16 protein-coding genes are annotated in these 15545 nt (G+C 61.8%); 9 read left to right on the plus strand and 7 right to left on the minus strand.

Annotation, left to right across the window (positions count from 1 at the left end; all coding sequences use genetic code 11):
* Nucleotides 1-37: 37 nt before the first annotated feature.
* Nucleotides 38-730, minus strand: a complete 693-nt coding sequence (locus FFR93_RS10835; protein WP_064705524.1) for a MerR family transcriptional regulator — start codon at nucleotides 728-730, stop codon at nucleotides 38-40.
* 438 nt (nucleotides 731-1168) lie between these two features.
* On the opposite strand from FFR93_RS10835, the gene FFR93_RS10840 reads away from it, so the two are divergent.
* Nucleotides 1169-1921: a pyridoxine 5'-phosphate synthase gene (locus tag FFR93_RS10840; protein ID WP_064705523.1), complete on the plus strand. Its 753-nt coding sequence runs from the start codon at nucleotides 1169-1171 to the stop codon at nucleotides 1919-1921.
* A 67-nt stretch (nucleotides 1922-1988) separates the two neighbouring features.
* Here FFR93_RS10840 and FFR93_RS10845 read toward each other — a convergent pair whose 3' ends face one another.
* Nucleotides 1989-2894, minus strand: coding sequence for an SDR family oxidoreductase (locus tag FFR93_RS10845; RefSeq protein WP_138393210.1), 906 nt, complete (start codon nucleotides 2892-2894; stop codon nucleotides 1989-1991).
* Between the two features lie 123 nt (nucleotides 2895-3017).
* Here FFR93_RS10845 and FFR93_RS10850 point away from each other — a divergent pair, with 123 nt between their 5' ends.
* Nucleotides 3018-3434, plus strand: coding sequence for a helix-turn-helix domain-containing protein (locus FFR93_RS10850; RefSeq protein ID WP_138393211.1), 417 nt, complete (start codon nucleotides 3018-3020; stop codon nucleotides 3432-3434).
* Here the strand turns inward: FFR93_RS10850 and FFR93_RS10855 are convergent.
* The 4 genes from FFR93_RS10855 to FFR93_RS10870 all read right to left on the minus strand — a co-directional run bounded on the left by FFR93_RS10855 (nucleotide 3431) and on the right by FFR93_RS10870 (nucleotide 7264).
* Complete coding sequence (locus tag FFR93_RS10855) at nucleotides 3431-4645, minus strand: MFS transporter (protein ID WP_064705520.1); 1215 nt, start codon at nucleotides 4643-4645, stop codon at nucleotides 3431-3433. The genes FFR93_RS10850 and FFR93_RS10855 overlap by 4 nt on opposite strands.
* A gap of 117 nt (nucleotides 4646-4762) precedes the next feature.
* Complete coding sequence (locus tag FFR93_RS10860; RefSeq protein ID WP_064705519.1) at nucleotides 4763-5386, minus strand: TetR/AcrR family transcriptional regulator; 624 nt, start codon at nucleotides 5384-5386, stop codon at nucleotides 4763-4765.
* 60 nt (nucleotides 5387-5446) lie between these two features.
* Nucleotides 5447-6364 carry a bifunctional helix-turn-helix transcriptional regulator/GNAT family N-acetyltransferase gene (locus FFR93_RS10865; protein WP_138393212.1) on the minus strand — a complete coding sequence of 306 codons (918 nt, stop codon included), beginning with the start codon at nucleotides 6362-6364 and terminating at the stop codon, nucleotides 5447-5449.
* 180 nt (nucleotides 6365-6544) lie between these two features.
* The gene (locus tag FFR93_RS10870; protein ID WP_064705517.1) at nucleotides 6545-7264 is read right to left on the minus strand and encodes an aspartate/glutamate racemase family protein; all 720 of its coding nucleotides are present in this window, start codon (nucleotides 7262-7264) and stop codon (nucleotides 6545-6547) included.
* A 153-nt stretch (nucleotides 7265-7417) separates the two neighbouring features.
* On the opposite strand from FFR93_RS10870, the gene FFR93_RS10875 reads away from it, so the two are divergent.
* The 6 genes from FFR93_RS10875 (at nucleotide 7418) to FFR93_RS10895 (ending at nucleotide 13329) form a co-directional block, all read left to right on the plus strand.
* A complete protein-coding gene (locus tag FFR93_RS10875; RefSeq protein ID WP_138393213.1) occupies nucleotides 7418-7891 on the plus strand; it encodes an Lrp/AsnC family transcriptional regulator in 474 nt (157 codons plus the stop codon).
* A gap of 107 nt (nucleotides 7892-7998) precedes the next feature.
* Nucleotides 7999-8541, plus strand: a complete 543-nt coding sequence (locus tag FFR93_RS10880; protein ID WP_064705515.1) for a BA14K family protein — start codon at nucleotides 7999-8001, stop codon at nucleotides 8539-8541.
* A 316-nt stretch (nucleotides 8542-8857) separates the two neighbouring features.
* Nucleotides 8858-10123, plus strand: a complete 1266-nt coding sequence (locus FFR93_RS10885) for an NAD(P)/FAD-dependent oxidoreductase (protein WP_138393214.1) — start codon at nucleotides 8858-8860, stop codon at nucleotides 10121-10123.
* 400 nt (nucleotides 10124-10523) lie between these two features.
* A complete protein-coding gene (locus FFR93_RS10890) occupies nucleotides 10524-12470 on the plus strand; it encodes a TetM/TetW/TetO/TetS family tetracycline resistance ribosomal protection protein (protein WP_138393215.1) in 1947 nt (648 codons plus the stop codon).
* A gap of 134 nt (nucleotides 12471-12604) precedes the next feature.
* Nucleotides 12605-12784, plus strand: coding sequence for a hypothetical protein (locus FFR93_RS41890; RefSeq protein ID WP_260695000.1), 180 nt, complete (start codon nucleotides 12605-12607; stop codon nucleotides 12782-12784).
* Between the two features lie 5 nt (nucleotides 12785-12789).
* Nucleotides 12790-13329, plus strand: a complete 540-nt coding sequence (locus FFR93_RS10895; protein ID WP_260695027.1) for a LysE family translocator — start codon at nucleotides 12790-12792, stop codon at nucleotides 13327-13329.
* On the opposite strand, the gene FFR93_RS10900 is transcribed toward FFR93_RS10895, so the two are convergent.
* Complete coding sequence (locus FFR93_RS10900) at nucleotides 13290-14336, minus strand: NAD(P)-dependent alcohol dehydrogenase (RefSeq protein ID WP_064705510.1); 1047 nt, start codon at nucleotides 14334-14336, stop codon at nucleotides 13290-13292. The two genes, FFR93_RS10895 and FFR93_RS10900, sit on opposite strands and share 40 nt — an antisense overlap.
* Before the next feature lie 206 nt (nucleotides 14337-14542).
* Here FFR93_RS10900 and FFR93_RS10905 point away from each other — a divergent pair, with 206 nt between their 5' ends.
* Entirely contained in the window at nucleotides 14543-15451 is a 909-nt protein-coding gene (locus tag FFR93_RS10905; RefSeq protein WP_064705509.1) for an AraC family transcriptional regulator, read from the plus strand.
* The last annotated feature ends 94 nt before the right edge of the window (nucleotides 15452-15545 follow it).

A 15545-nucleotide genomic window follows, 5' to 3' on the forward strand; every position in this document is an offset into this window, starting at 1 on the left:
GCAGGGGACGGTGGCGGCTGTCGGGGCACGGCCTGTGCTAGGCTTGCACGATGCCGAGCAGAACGGCCTTGGCGATCGCCTGGAAGCGGTTGTTGGCGCGGAATTTCAGGATGATTCCGGCCTCGAGATCGCGGGTCTCGTCATGCTTCAGGTCGAGCGCCCGGGCAATGCGCTGAGTGGAATAGCCCTCTGCCATCAGTTCCAGGCAACGCCGCTCCTGCGCGGTCAGGCCGGCACTGTCCTGATTGTCGTTGAGCGGCTGCGCCTCTATGCTGTCGTCGAATTCGAGGAGATCGCCGACCTGCTGAAGCTGGCGGTGAAGCGTCGACATCTCAGCCGTCAGCTCGCGTTTGCGCACCTGCAAGGCCTCGCGAAACATAGCCTCGGCCTTTTCCTGCGAATCAGCGTTGCGAAGCTCGTCCATCAACTCTTGGATAACCGCGATCGGCATGCCCGTTTCGCGGCAGACGGTGATGACAGCCATGCGCATCACGTCGTCCTGGCCGTAGACCCGCATCAGGCCGATGCGATTGGCTGAAATCAAACCCTTCTCTTCGTAGAAATGTAGTGTCCTGTGCGTAACGCCGAATGCATTGGCCATATCGGCAATGGGCACCGGACCTTCCGGCAGATCCGGTGGCAGCGCGGCCGAAGGCAGAAACCGGTATTTCGACCGGCCCTCCGAAGCGACACCGGCGGCAGCAAACAGGCGTTTGGAACCGTCTGGCATGAACCCTCCTAGGGCATCTTGTTGCACCTCATGCGGATTTGCCAGTTGCTTCCCGGTCGCGGCGAGTGGGGTTTCCTCTGAGCGTCTTCCATGGGGAAAGAAGCAGTACGCGGCCTACGTTTACGCGACATTATGTCCACGTTATGCGTGAACGATCTTTTTTAGAAGTGCTAAAAGTAATCTCTTTTAAATGGGATCGCAACGCGACGGCGTGTTTTGCAGGCTTTGCCCGAAGGTCACGGCAAAAACACCGCCGCGCCGGCGCATCGAGAGGTCTCCTTTAGGGCGGCGGGAACTAGTATTCATGCTCGCTCTCGGTTGTAACCCAGATCCATCAGCAATCGGTATCGGATGCATCTGCGATTCTCGTTGGCCATCGCCGGGCACTTGGCTTAAAAGCGGGGGCCTCCCGCTTCCGACACCAATGGATAATCCGCCATGCCAGCCAAGCTCTCCGTGAACCTCAATGCCATCGCCATGCTGCGCAACCGGCGCGATCTGCCTTGGCCGAGCGTTGAGGGCCTCGGACGCATAGCCCTTGCCGCGGGCGCCAGCGGCCTGACGGTCCATCCCCGCCCCGACCAGCGCCATATAAGATTTTCAGACCTGCCTGTCATTCGTAACCTGATCGATGACGAATTCCCCACGGCGGAATTCAACATCGAGGGTTACCCCACGGACGAATTCCTCGATCTCTGCGCCGGTGCCGCACCCGAGCAGGTGACGCTGGTGCCCGACGATCCATCCCAGGCGACCTCCGATCACGGCTGGGATTTCCGCAAACATCAGGCTTTCCTCACCGATGTGGTCGCGAGGCTGAAGAAGATGGGGTGCCGTGTGTCGCTCTTTGCCGATGGCGATGGCGATGCTGAAGCGGTGAAGCTGGCGAAGGCGACGGGCGCCGACCGGATCGAACTTTACACCGGCCCCTATGGCGGCTGCTACGACGCGCCGGAACGAGCAGCTCCGATCCTCGAAGCGCTAGGTCGCACGGCGGACGCAGCGCTGGCGATCGGCCTTGCCGTCAACGCCGGCCACGATCTGACGGTCGCAAACCTGCCTGATCTGGTGAAGCGCATCCCAGCGCTTGCCGAAGTCTCGATCGGCCACGGGCTGACTGCCGATGCGCTGGAGTTTGGGATGGCCGAAACGGTGCGCCGCTTCTGCCGGGCTTGCGGGCAGACGGTTTAGGAAGCAACTGGTCGGCAGGGCTCCCCTCTGCCCTGCCGGGGAGAGGGGGAGCCACCGCCCAATTGTATCAGTGCTCACCAGTTCCAACCGTCGTCAACGCCGCCTTGTGCGCCACGAAGAAATCCTTCAGTGGCTGGGGCTGTTTGCCGGTCAGCTTGGTGAAATCTTCGGTGATGATGTCGAAATTGCCGGCGCGAATATTGGCGTCGGCGGAGACCAGCATATCGGCGACGAAGCCGGGGAGGCCGGCGCCGCGCATGCCTTGGCCGAGCTGCTCGTCATTGACATCGATGACCTCGAGCGGCTTTCCGGCGGTTTCGGAGACGATAGCCGCGATCTGGCGGTTGTCCAGCGATGCCGCGCCAGTCAGCGTATAGGTCGCGCTTTCGGATGTACCCGAGGCAAGGGCCGCGGCGATCGCCAGGGCGCAGTCATCACGCGAGATGGTCGACACCTTGCCATTGCCCGTGGCGCTGTACCATTTGCCGCCCTGCAGGTTGTGCGGCATGCTATGCAGGTAATTGTCGTGATACCAGGCGTCACGGATGATCGTATAGGCGATGCCGCTTGCCTTGATGGCGTTTTCGCTGCCGAGGTGGTCGGGCGCGAAGGTGACGAGCGAATTGTCCGGCGCCGGCATCGAGGTATAGGCGATGTGCTTGACGCCTGCTTTCACGGCGGCCGCGACCGCGGCCTTGTGCTGCGCGAGGCGCTTTCCGGGGGTGTCGAGCGCGTCGGTGCTGATCAGCAGCAGACGGTCGATCCCGGCGAAAGCCTTCTCCAGGCCGGCGGCATCATCGAAATCAGCCTTCCGGATGATGACGCCCTTGTCTGCCAGCTTGGTGAGTTTTTCCGGGCTGCGCGTCGCCGCGACGATCTTGCCTGGGGCGACCTTGTAGGTCTCTATGAGGTGGTGGATGACACGCTGGCCGAGCTGCCCGGCGGCGCCGGTGACCAGGATGGTTTCGCTCATGGGTCGTTCCTTCTGCGTTCTGAAAGTGGTCTCAAAAAGAGACTAACGCTAGAATAGGAATTGACTTCGACCTGTAAAGGAGGCAGCTTTTCGGCTGTAAGTTACCAAAAGGGAACCAAGTTCATGGGCGGGGCAATCGTCAGTCTCAAGAACAGGATGCCAGGGGCGCGGCGCGAGATTAATCTTGCTGCCCTTGATTTTTCCAATTGCCCGGTGCGGGACATGATGCAGCAGATCGGCGGCAAGTGGTCGACGCTGCTGCTCGAAGTGCTGGCGGCCGAGCCCCGCCGCTTCGGCGAACTGCGGCGGATGCTTCCCGATATATCGCAGCGCATGCTGACACAAACGCTGCGTGATCTGCAGAGGGACGGTTACATTGCGCGTGAAGTGTTTCCGACCAAGCCGCCGAGCGTCGAATATTCGATGACCGATCTCGGCCGCTCGCTCTATCAGCCGCTGTCGCAACTCTTGAATTGGGCGGAAGCGAACCATGATGCCGTTCGCGCCGCCCGTTCGCGTTTCGATTCCGCAGAGAGCTAGGCTTTGCGTCCGCGCCCTTCGGTCAGGAACAGCAGGAAGGCGAGCGCCGGGAAGGCAAAACCGATCCACGCCGTCATGGTCCAGCCGCCTGTGGCATAGGCCCAGCCGCCGAAAGCGGAACCCAGCGCGCCGCCGGCAAAGAAGGTGGCCATGAAAAGGCCATTCAAGCGGCTGCGATGTTCCGGGTTCAGCCCATAGATCGCCCGCTGACCGCAGACGAGATTGGTCGTCACCCCGAAATCGAGAATGATCGCGGCCGCGGTCAGAAGGATCAGCGCGGTGAGCGAGCCGTCGCTTGCGAAATGGCTGATCAGGAAGGACGCCATGCCGAGCAGCATGGCGATCGTCGAGGCGATCCTGGTCATGCCGCGGTCGGCAAGCCGGCCGGCGATCGGCGAGGCGACGGCGCCGGCGGCACCGGCGAGCGCGAAGAGGGCGATGCCGTTCTGCGTCAGCCCGAAGGCGGGGCTTGCGAGCAGCAGGGGCGTCGTCGTCCAGAACAGGCTGAAGGCGCCGAACATGCCGGCCTGGTAGAGGGCGCGGCGCTGCAGCACACGCGAGGTCAGCGCCAGATGGGCCATTGAGGCAAGCAGTTCGCCATAGCCAAGCTTGGTCTTCGGGACGCGGACCGGCAGGTTGGTGCGCAAGACGATGGCGAGCACGAGCATCAGGGCTGCTGTGACATAATAGACCATGTGCCAGGACGAGGCCTCGGCGACGAAGCTCGCGAAGGGCCGCGCCAGCATAATGCCGCAGAGCAGGCCGCTCATGACGTTGCCGACGACCTGGCCGCGCGTCGCATCCGGCGCCATGTTCGCGGCAAAGGGCACGAGCACCTGGACGGCGACCGAGGCGAGGCCGATGCAGAGCGAGGCGGCGAGGAACATGGCCGGCGTCGAAGACAGCGCGGCGCCGATCAGCGCCACGGCAGAGACGGCGATCAGCAGCAGGACGAGGCGGCGGTTTTCCGTGAGGTCGCCGAGCGGCACGATCAGCAGCAGGCCGAGACCGTAGCCGATCTGCGTCAGCGTGACGATCAGACCGGTCGCGGCAGGGGAAAAGCCGAGATCGGCGCTGATCGGCCCGGCAAGCGGCTGCCCGTAATAGAGATTGGCGGCCACCAGCCCGCAGGCGGCGGCGAAAAGAAAGGTGAGCCAGGGGGATAGCGCTCGTGGAATGGCTTTATCCGGCGTGGTGGCTGAAATGCTCATCAGAAACTCCGGTTCTCAAAGATAGTGAGAATTGAATGAAAGAATGCTAGCTGCAGCCACCCGATCCTTGACCTGATGACGCATGTCGAACGTTTGCGCGTAATCTAACGTGCGTATTCAGGTCAGGAGCTTCATCGCCGCTTCGGCTGCGGCGAGCATCTCTTGCCTGCTGCGCCCTGTCTTGCCGATGACGCGCAAGCCCTTGGTAAAGCAGAGAAAGGTGAGGGCGGCGGCATCAGCATCCACCGTTTTCGGAATGGTGTGGTCGACTTGGCCGATGCGGATGAGATCGGCCATCAGCTTTTCGTCGGCGGCAAAGGCTGTGGCGACATGAGCGGCGGTTTCCTCGTCGAGCAGGGCGAAGTCATTGGCGCCGCCGACGACGAGGCAACCTTTGCGGCCGGCCTCGCCATGGGAGAGCTCCGTGTAATACATCACCATCTGGAAGACCTTTTCGCGGCCCGTGTCCGCAGATGCGATCATCGCTTCCAGGCGTCGCCGGCCGAGTTGGCGATACCGGGCAAAGGCGGCGACGAAGACGCCGCGTTTGTCCTTGAACGCCTTGTAGATGCTGCCCGAGGCAAGGCCCATCGCCTCGCTCAGTTCGCTGATCGAGGTGGCGTGGTAGCCGCGTTCGGAAAAGACCCGCAGTGCCGAATCAAGCGCGGCGTCTATATCGAACTCGCGCGGACGGCCGCGGCTGCGGTTTTTTTCATCTGATGTGAGGTTGGCAACGGTCATGTCCCCTAATTAGGGAATGACCGTTTCCAAATCAAGCGGAATTTCCGCGATGCAGCGAAATCAGAGATCGAGTACCCACGTCTGGCCTTTCGCCTCGGGGCCGAACATGGAATGTCTCTCCTCGGAGACAAGTTCGAAGCCGGCCTTGATGTAGATGGCGCGGGCGGTGTCCAGCATATCGTTGGTCCAGAGCGATAGCTGCCGGTAGCCCTTCTGCCTGGCAAAGCGGATGCATTCACCGACCAGCAGCTTGCCAAGCCCGAGGCCGCGAGCGGATTTGTCAACATAGAGCAGGCGCAGCTTGGCGACGCCATCGCCGCCATCGGTGACGAGGACCGAGCCGACATTGACGCCGCCGCGTTCGGCGATCCAGCAATATTCCTTTTCAGGATCGAAATTGGCGAGGAATTTGCCGGCAACTTCGGCGACCAGCGCCTCGAAACGCAGGTCCCAGCCATATTCCTCGGCATAGAAGCGACCCTGGCTCTCGACGATCCAGCCGATATCGCCGGCGCGATGGGCGCGAATGATCGCGGGTGCTGGCTTTGCCGTCGGGTCGAGCAGGGCACGGATCGTGTTCATGGCTGAGACCACCGCCTGCGGCTCGCCGGCCGCAAGCATGTCGAAACGGGCGGCGATCTGGTCATTGGCGCGCCGTCCGAGTTCTTCGAACTCTTCTCGTCCCCGGTCGGTGACAGTGATGATCTGGCTGCGCAGATCAGCCGTATCGGCGCTGGTCTCGATCAGCCCTTCGGCGCGGAAACGCTTGAGGATGCGGCTGAGATAGGCCGGGTCGAGATGCAGGTCGCGGGCGAGTGCTTTGGCGCTGACACCTTCATGCGAGCCGATCTCGAAGAGGACGCGGGCGTCCGTCAGCGTGTAGGGCGAATCGAGATAGGCCTTGTTCAGGAGGCCGAGGAAATTCGTGTAGAACCGGTTGAAATCGCGGGCGGTTTCGATAAGGGCGACATCGGGCATGGCAAATGGTCTCCAGATGGAGATCTTTTGCGGGACAAGTCGGCCAACTCCTCGAAGTCCTCGGCCTTGTGCCGAGGATGATGTTGAGGCGAAGCGAGGCGTCGATGAACTGACAAGATCTCCTGGCGCAGACCTTTGTCATGCATTTATTTGACTGAGTCAACTAAATTGACGCTCTGATCAGGCAGCCGCCTCTTCGGCTTCTTCCTCGGCACCAAAAGCGAATTCCACTGCAGCCCGCGCATGGATCGCGGTCGTGTCGAAACCCGGCAGCGGCAGGCGGTCGGGGTCGAGGATCAGGCAGATCTCAGTGCAGCCGAGGATGATGCTGTCGGCGCCGCGTTCCATGGCGTGGTCGATGATCGCGATCAGCTTTTCGCGCGAGCTTTCGTGCACCCTGCCGACGCAGAGCTCGTTGAAGATGATGTCATGGACCGTGGTGCGGTCAGCCGCGTCGGGCACCATGATGTCGAGGCCGAGGCTCTTCATGCGGGAGCTATAGAAGCCATGCTCCATCGTATAGCGGGTGGCGAGCAGCAACGGACGCTTGCGGTCGGCCGCACGCAGCGATTTCGCCGTTTCGTCGATAATGTGGATCAGCGGCACCGAAATCCTCGCCGCGACCTCCTCAGCGATCAAGTGCATGGTGTTGGTGCAGATGAGCACGCAGCCGGCGCCGGCCGCCTGAAGGCTTTCGGCGACATTGCCGAGGTGGTGTGCCGCACCAGCCCAATCTCCAGCCTTCTGAAGGGCGACGATCTCCTCGAAATTGACCGAATGCAGGATGAGCTCGGCCGAGGCGAGGCCGCCCTTGCGGGCGCGCACCATTTCGTTGACCAGACGGTAATAGACCGCCGAACTTTCAAAACTCATGCCGCCAATCAGGCCGATCGTTTCCATTCCTCACACTCCCTTGTTTTGAACTTGAAAAATCATGCCGCAAAGCCGGCGCGGTATGTTTGCGTTGTTTGTTTTGCGGGCCATTTTTGTGCTATGGTTTTGCGTGTTTGGATGTGATGACGCAAATTTTCGGCGTGGGGATGATTTCGGGCAATGCTTGACGATCGCGACAGACGCATTCTCGACATGCTGCAAAAGGATGCGAGCATCTCCGTAACCGATCTGGCCGAGCGCGTGGCGCTTTCGGTGTCGGCGTGTTCACGGCGCATCCAGCGGCTGGAAGAGAGCGGCCATATCGCTCGGCGCATCGTCGTGCTCGATAGGGAGAGGATGGGCGTGCCGACGACCGTCTTCGCTCTCGTCAAGACGGCGCACCATTCCGACGATTGGACGGAGAGTTTCCGCTGGATAATCAGCGATATCCCCGAAATCGTCGAGGCGCACCGGCTGACCGGCAATCACGATTATATCCTGAAGATCGTCCTGCCGCGCGTCGAGCATTACGACGTGATCTACAAGCAGATCGTGCGAAAGCTGGAACTCTTCGACGTCTCGGCGTCGATTTCGATGGAGGAACTGAAAAATGGAATGGCGATACCCGTGGGCTATGCCGCGGGCTATCGGTAGCGATTAATTGTCTCAATATGGAACGTTTTTCGACATACTACGTTCACCTTTGGTTCAGGTGGAGGGGAGGATATTTCCTTCACTTGGAGGAGTAGAGGAGAACAATCATGAGAAAGCTAAGCGTCGCCGCCTTATGCTTGATCATCGGTGCCTCCGGCATCACGCCGGCTCAGGCGTTTCCGGCAATCAACCCACCTAGGATCGAGGCGCAGCAGCAGATCGAGCATGTACGATGGCGCGGCCGAGGTGGACATCGGCGGGGAGCTGAGTGGGGCTGGGCTTTGGGTGGTCTAGCCGTCGGCACCATCATTGGCGGCGCATTGGCACAGCCCTATTATGGCTCGCCTTACCGCTATTATGGCTCGCCTTACCGCTACTATGGTTCGCCCTACCGCTACTACGGTTCCCCGTACCGCTATTACGATCCACCCTACCGCTATTATGGCTCGCCCTACCGTTATGGTCCGCCCTATCGCGATTACGGCCGGTATTATGCCCCGCCCTATCGGAACTATGCATCATCGGGCTATTATGGAGGGCGCCGCAGCCACGTGAGCTGGTGTTATGCCCGCTATCGTTCCTACAGGGCTTTCGATAATACGTTCCAGCCCTATTACGGACCCCGTCGCCAGTGCATCAGTCCCTACTGATTGACACTTGCGCGCATTGGCGCTGTGAACTGGTTCCAGGTCGACCGACGTCATGATCCGTTCGGTCGGCCTGCCTGTTCAAACCTCGGCACACCTCCGCCTGATTTCTGCTCGGCAAGTTTTGCCAGCTTAGATTCGTTTTTTGCTTCAGGTTTTTGGTTCCGACACGCTGTGCTCACCAAAACTGCTGTGCATTTTAGCGACACGCTCTGTCGACTGCGATCGCTGCACGGGAGCCATTCCGAAACGACGGTTGCAACATTCGCTGCGAGAGCCACATTTGGCTCCGAGCGAAATGGCGCAAAAGGGGTAAGTCATGAGCGAACATCATGTCGTCGTTGTCGGCGGCGGTTTCGGCGGGCTGCAGCTCGTCAACGGGTTGAAGGGCGCAGGCGTGAAGATCACGCTCGTCGACCGGCGCAACCATCATCTCTTCCAGCCGCTGCTCTATCAGGTAGCGACGACCATTCTCTCCACCTCGGAAATCGCATGGCCTATCCGCCGCCTCTATGCCGACCGGCCTGACGTAACGGTGCTGCTCGGCGAGGTCACCGATGTCGACAGCGGCGCGAAAACGGTCTCTTTACGCAACGGCATGACTCTGGGGTACGATACGCTGGTGCTGGCGACGGGGGCAACACATGCCTACTTCGGCCATGACGAATGGGAGCCGGTGGCGCCGGGGCTGAAGACGCTGGAGGATGCGACGACGATCCGCCGGCGCGTTCTGCTCGCCTTCGAAAAGGCGGAGATGGAGGTCAGTCCCGCGGTGCGCGATGCGCTGCTGACCTTCACGATCGTCGGCGCCGGCCCGACGGGGGTCGAGCTTGCCGGCATCATCGCCGAGCTCGCGCATTTCACGCTGCCGGACGAATTCCGCAACATCGATACGCGCAAGACACGGGTCGTGCTGGTCGAGGCCGGCCCGCGGGTGCTGCCGACCTTTGCCGAGGAGCTTTCGGCCTATGCGCAGAAGGCGCTGGAGAAACTCGGCGTCGAGGTCCTCCTCGGCAAACCGGTGACGGAGTGCGGCGCCGACGGCGTGCAAATCGGTGAAACTTTCGTGCCGAGCCGGACGATTGTCTGGGCGGCCGGGGTCACAGCCTCGCCGGCCGCCCGTTGGCTCAACGTCCCGGCCGACCGGGCAGGGCGCGTCGTCGTCGAACAGGATCTGAGCGCGCCCGGCCTTCCCGACGTCTTCGTTATCGGCGATACTGCCTCGGTGATGCGCGAGGACGGCAAGCCTGTGCCTGGCATCGCGCCCGCCGCCAAGCAGCAGGGCGGCTATGTCGCCAAGGTCATCCGCGCCCGGCTGTCGGGCAAGCCGGCGCCTGCGCCCTTCAAATACTGGCATCAGGGGAGCCTGGCGACAATCGGCAAGAGCGCCGCGATCATTGATTTCGGCCGGATCAAGCTGAAAGGCTGGATAGCCTGGTGGATTTGGGGTCTCGCCCATATCTACTTCCTGATCGGCACCCGTTCACGCTTCTCCGTCGCCTGGAACTGGTTGTGGATCTATCTGAGCGGCCAACACAGCGCCCGGCTGATCACGCAGCGGGAGACGATGCGGGAGGAGGGGTAGGCAGCTGACGGATGGCGTAAAAAGTTATAGGGGCACACACGGCACATCTTCTCCTCCGCCATTCCTGTGCTCGTCACAGGAATCCAGCCACGGCGCGTCTGCGCCGTGAATGAGTTGCCGTTACGGACAGAGTCTGCTGTGTCCAAAGACTTGGACGCGCTGGATTGACGAGCACAGGGATGAGGGTGGTGGGTGGATGCCTGCGCTGAATTTCGTGATGCACAGCATCTGGGGTGATACACCCAACCTTGACATTTTTCCCCACACGCCCTTAGCATCCCGCCCGCGTCTCCCACCACCGGGAGGTCACGCATCCAGCCGTAACAACGGGTAGAGGTCCCAATGCGCCGACTCGCTTCTCAAGAAAATCACATCCGAATTTCTGAGAAGTTGGTGGTTCATGCGCACTTTGAATTTGGGCATCCTCGCCCATGTAGATGCAGGCAAGACTAGCCTTACCGAAAGACTGCTTTTCAACGCCGGCGTCATCGACAAGCTCGGCAGCGTCGATGCCGGTGATACACAGACGGACAATCTCGAACTCGAGCGGCAACGCGGCATCACGATCAGGGCCGCGGTGGTGTCGTTTGCAATCGGCGACGTAACCGTCAATCTGATCGACACGCCCGGCCACCCGGACTTCATCGCCGAGGTCGAGCGGGTGCTGGGGTTGCTGGATGCCGTGGTCCTCGTCGTTTCGGCGGTCGAAGGCGTGCAGGCGCAGACGCGCGTGCTGGTGCGGGCGTTGCGGCGGCTGGGTGTCCCCTTTATCTTCTTCGTCAACAAGGTCGATCGCCTCGGCGCGCGTTATGGGGAGGTGATGGAGGCGCTCGCCGCGCAGTTGGCCGTCCGGCCGATCCCCATGTCTTCGGTCATCGATGCCGGCACCAAGCTTGCGCGGGTGGAGGCACAGGACTCGGGAAACGAGCCACTTTTTTCGGCGCTCTGCGAGGCGCTCGGGGAAAACGACGAAGTACTGCTCAATGATTATGTGCTCGCCCCTGAGCGCCTGACGGAGGAAAGGCTCGGCCGCGCTCTGGCCGATCAGGTGGCGCACGGCCTGGTGCATCCCGTCTTCGCCGGCGCGGCCATGACCGGCGCCGGCGTGCCGGCGCTCGCCTCGGCCATCGCCGCGATCTTGCCGGCGCGGCGACCCGATCCGGATGGTCCGGTCGCAGGCAACGTCTTCAAGATCGAGCGCGGCTGGGGCGGGGAAAAGCTGTGCTATTTCTCCCTGGCCTCGGGCACGGTGCGGCTCCGGCAATATCTGGATCTGCCAAAAGGGGCGGAAAGAATAACCGCGATCCAGCTCTTCGAGGGAGGCCGCAGTCATGCGGTCGACGGTTTTCGCGCCGGGCAGATTGCGCGCGTCAGCGGCCTAACCGGCGCCCGCATTGGCGATGTGGTAGGCGGCGATGCGCGCTTCGACCGACGGGCTTGCTTCGCGCTGCCGACGCTGGAAACCCTGGTTCTCGCCCGGCGGCCTTCCGACAAGGCTGCGCTTTGGCTGGCGCTGAACCAGATGGTCGAGCAGGATCCCCTGATCAATCTGCGCCGGAACGATGAGACGAACGAGGTCTTCGTCTCCCTCTATGGCGAGGTCCAGAAGGAGGTGATCCAATCGACCTTGCTCACGGACTTCGGCCTTGAGGCAAGCTTCGATGAAAGCATGGTCATCTATGTCGAAAGGCCCATGGGAATTGGAGAGGGCCTGCAGATCCTCTTCAAGGAACCCAATCCCTTCTTGGCGACGGTAGGCCTGCGAGTCGAGCCGCGGCCGGCCGGAGCGGGCAACAGCTTCGCGCTGGAAGTGGATGTCGGCCAGATGCCCGCCGCCTTCTATCGGGCGGTCGCGGAAACCGTGTTCGAGGCGCTGAAGCAGGGGATTTTCGGCTGGCAGGTCGTCGATTGCCACGTGGCGATGACGGCGGCCCGGCACAGTTCGCCCGCAAGTACCGCCGCCGATTTCCGGCAGTTGACTCCTTGGGTGCTGGCGACGGCGCTAACGGCCGCACAGACTATTCTCTGCGAACCTGTGGACCGCTTTTACATCGAAACGCCGGCAGAGAGGTTGAGCGCCGTGCTCACCCTGCTTGCAAAATCGGCGTCGACGACGTCGGATTCGGTGATCGCCGACGGCGTCGCCCGGCTTGAAGGCACCATGGCATCTGCGGTGGTTCGAAACGTCCAGCAGCAATTGCCGGGCCTGACGAGTGGGGCAGGAACCATGGAAACCGCTTTCGACCATCACGCCCCGGCGACCAGCTCGCCGCGCTTTCGCCGCCGCTCGGGGCCTGATCCGTTCAACGCCGTCGAATATCTGCTGCGCCTGCGCGGGAGTGTCTAAAGTCGCGCTCGGTCGGGAACAAGGATTTCCCCCGACTATTATCACCTCAAGTTCGGAGGCTTCATGCCCGATATCGATACGTTTCTCACCTTTATGTCGCCGTTCTCGCCATTCAGCTCTCGCCGGGGCCGGATATGATGCTCGTCATCGGGCGAGGCGTCGGGCAGGGTCGGCGAACCGCCTTTCTGAGTGCGGTCGGCATCACGGTGCTGGCCGGGGCAATCCAGATCTCGCTGCTGATCCTGGGCGTTGGCTCGCTGCTTCACGCCTCGCTGGTTGCTTTCGACATTCTGCGCTGGGCCGGAGCCGCGTAGCTTGCCTGGCTTGGTGTCAAGCTGCTTCGCAGTGCAGACCGGCATCGCGAGGGGCACGGACAGCGGCACAGTCCGTCTCGGCAGCGAGGGCGCTTGGTGAGGGCACGATTAATAATCTGACCAATCCGAAGGCGCTCGTCTTTCTCTTCGCCTTCCTTCCGCAATTCGTGAACCCCGAGAGTTCATGGCCGGTGGCGATGCAGCTTCTTGTTCACGGGGCGGTGACGAAGCTTTCGAACTTCGTCATCCTCGGCACCGTCGCGTTCGGCGCGGGCACGCTCGGCGGCTGGCTCTCGCGCCGGCCAAGCTTGATCGCGTGGCAGCAGCGGTTCTCCGGTATCGTCATGATCCTTCTCGGCGTCCGCCTTGCCTTTTCAGGGGATAACCGCGCTGTACAATCGCTGACATCTTCCGATGACGTAAAACGGCCGCCGAAGACGGGACTTCGGCGGCTGCAGGCATCTCACATCGGCGCGGCTGCCGGAGAAGCCGCCTTCCATTTTCCTCAGGCCGCCAGCGAGGCGATGTCGATGACGAAGCGGTAACGGACATCGCTTTTCAGCACGCGTTCATAGGCTTCGTTGACCTGCTGGATGTTGATCTTCTCGATCTCGGAGACGATGTTGTGCTTGCCGCAGAAATCCAGCATTTCCTGGGTTTCCTTGATCGAGCCGATCATCGAGCCGGAGATGCTCTTGCGCCCGGGGATGATCGAGAAGGCGTGAACCGGAATCGGATTCTCCGGCGCGCCGACGACCACGAAGGAACCGTCCACCTTGAGCAGGCCGAGATAGGCGTTCCAGTCGATCTCGGCGCTGACGGTGCAGATGATCAGGTCGAACGTGCCGGCGAGCTTGGTGAAGGTTTCCGGATCATTGGTTGCGTAATATTCCTTGGCGCCGAGCTTCAGGCCGTCTTCTTTTTTGGAAAGGCTCTGGGACAGGACGGTGATATCGGCGCCCATGGCCGAACCCAGCTTGACGCCCATGTGGCCGAGGCCGCCCATCCCGACGATCGCAATCTTCTTGCCGGGGCCGGCATTCCAGTGGCGCAGCGGCGAATAGAGCGTGATGCCGGCGCAGAGCAGCGGCGCGGAGGCGTCGAGCGGCAGATTGTCAGGAATGGACATGACATAGCCCTCCTTGACGACGATCGAGTCGGAATAGCCGCCTTGGGTGCGTGTCTTGCCGTCGGCTTCGAAGTCATTGTAGGTGCCGCTGAGGCCCGGCATGTACTGTTCGCGGTCGAGGTCGCGCTCAGCGCAGCCGATGCAGGAATCGACGAAACAGCCGACGCCGACGCGGTCGCCGACCTTGAATTTGGTGACGGCCGAACCGACGGCCGAAACGATGCCGGCGATCTCATGGCCGGGCACGATGGGATAGACGGCGTTCTTCCATTCATTGCGGACGGTGTGGATGTCCGAATGGCAGATGCCGGCAAATTTGATGTCGATGACGACGTCATCCGGGTTCGGGTTGCGGCGTTCGAAGGTGAAGGGGGTTAGTGGCTTGGAAGCGTCGGTGGCGGCGTAGCCTCGTGCAATAGGCATGGGAACCTTCCTTTTTCGTTTTCGGGAGGGGGGGGTGAGCGGGATGGCGGACTATTGCCCAGAACGGCGTGAGAGGGTTAGAGCGATCCTCTCAGCTTTTTGCACGATCCTGCAAAATTGAGGCGCTCGCCTGTTTGCGAAAAGCCAAAGGCACTCTAGATAAGGGCGGTATCGCCGGTCAGAAAATTGACAGAAAGAGTTGCCGCATGACCTTGCCCTTCAGCCCCTATCAGGAAATCGTCGAGATCGCGATGCGCTTCGCGCCCGGCGACGGCGAGTTCTCGACTGCGATCGGCAACCTCCATATCAGCCGCCGGTCGAAGCCCAGCGATCCCTTGCACAGCAGCTACCGGCCCTGTTTCGCCTTCGTGCTGCAGGGCGCCAAGAGCCTGCAGCTCGGCACGGAGCAGATCAGCTACGGAACCGGCGATTATCTCTTGACCTCGCTTGACCTGCCGGTCGCCTGGCGAGTTACGGAGGCTAGTCCCGAGGTGCCTCATCTCTGTCTCGGGCTGGCGATCGATTCGGAGAAGTTACTGGAGCTGCTCAGCCGCATCGACATTCCGCGCCCGGCCTCTCATACCGACGGCCAGCGCGGGATGGTGGTGAACGTCGCGCCGCCGGAGCTGATGGATGCCGCAGTCCGCCTGCTGCGCTTGCTCGATCGTCCAGGCGACATTCCTGCGATGGCGCCGCTGATCGAGCAAGAAATCCTATACCGGGTGCTGACCGGGCCGCACGGCGCCCGGCTGATCAACATCGCCACGGCAGACAGCCACAGCAACAGAATCGCCCGCGCCGTCGCATGGCTGAAGGAGAATTTCGCGCGGCCGCTGCGCATCGAAGATCTTGCCGAGCGCGTTAATATGAGCGTGTCGTCCTTCCATCACCACTTCAAGTCGGTCACCGCCATGACGCCCGTCCAGTATCAGAAGCAGCTGCGCCTGCACGAGGCGCGCCGGCTGATGCTCGTCGAGCGGCTGGACGCCGGTACGGCCGGCCATCGTGTCGGTTATCAAAGCCCGTCGCAGTTCAGCCGCGAATATAGTCGCCTCTACGGCGCTTCGCCGGCCCGCGATGTCGAAGGCGTGCGCGAGATCATCGCGGCGGAATAGCGCTGAGGGCGCCGGCGTCGGCGCGGCTGCCGGCCAGCCATTAAAGGATGTTTGACCTTTCCGCTCTAGGCTGGCGCCATCCATCAAGCAGGCA

It is taken from the genome of Rhizobium sp. MHM7A, from assembly GCF_005862215.1.
GTDB classification, from domain to species: domain Bacteria; phylum Pseudomonadota; class Alphaproteobacteria; order Rhizobiales; family Rhizobiaceae; genus Rhizobium; species Rhizobium bangladeshense.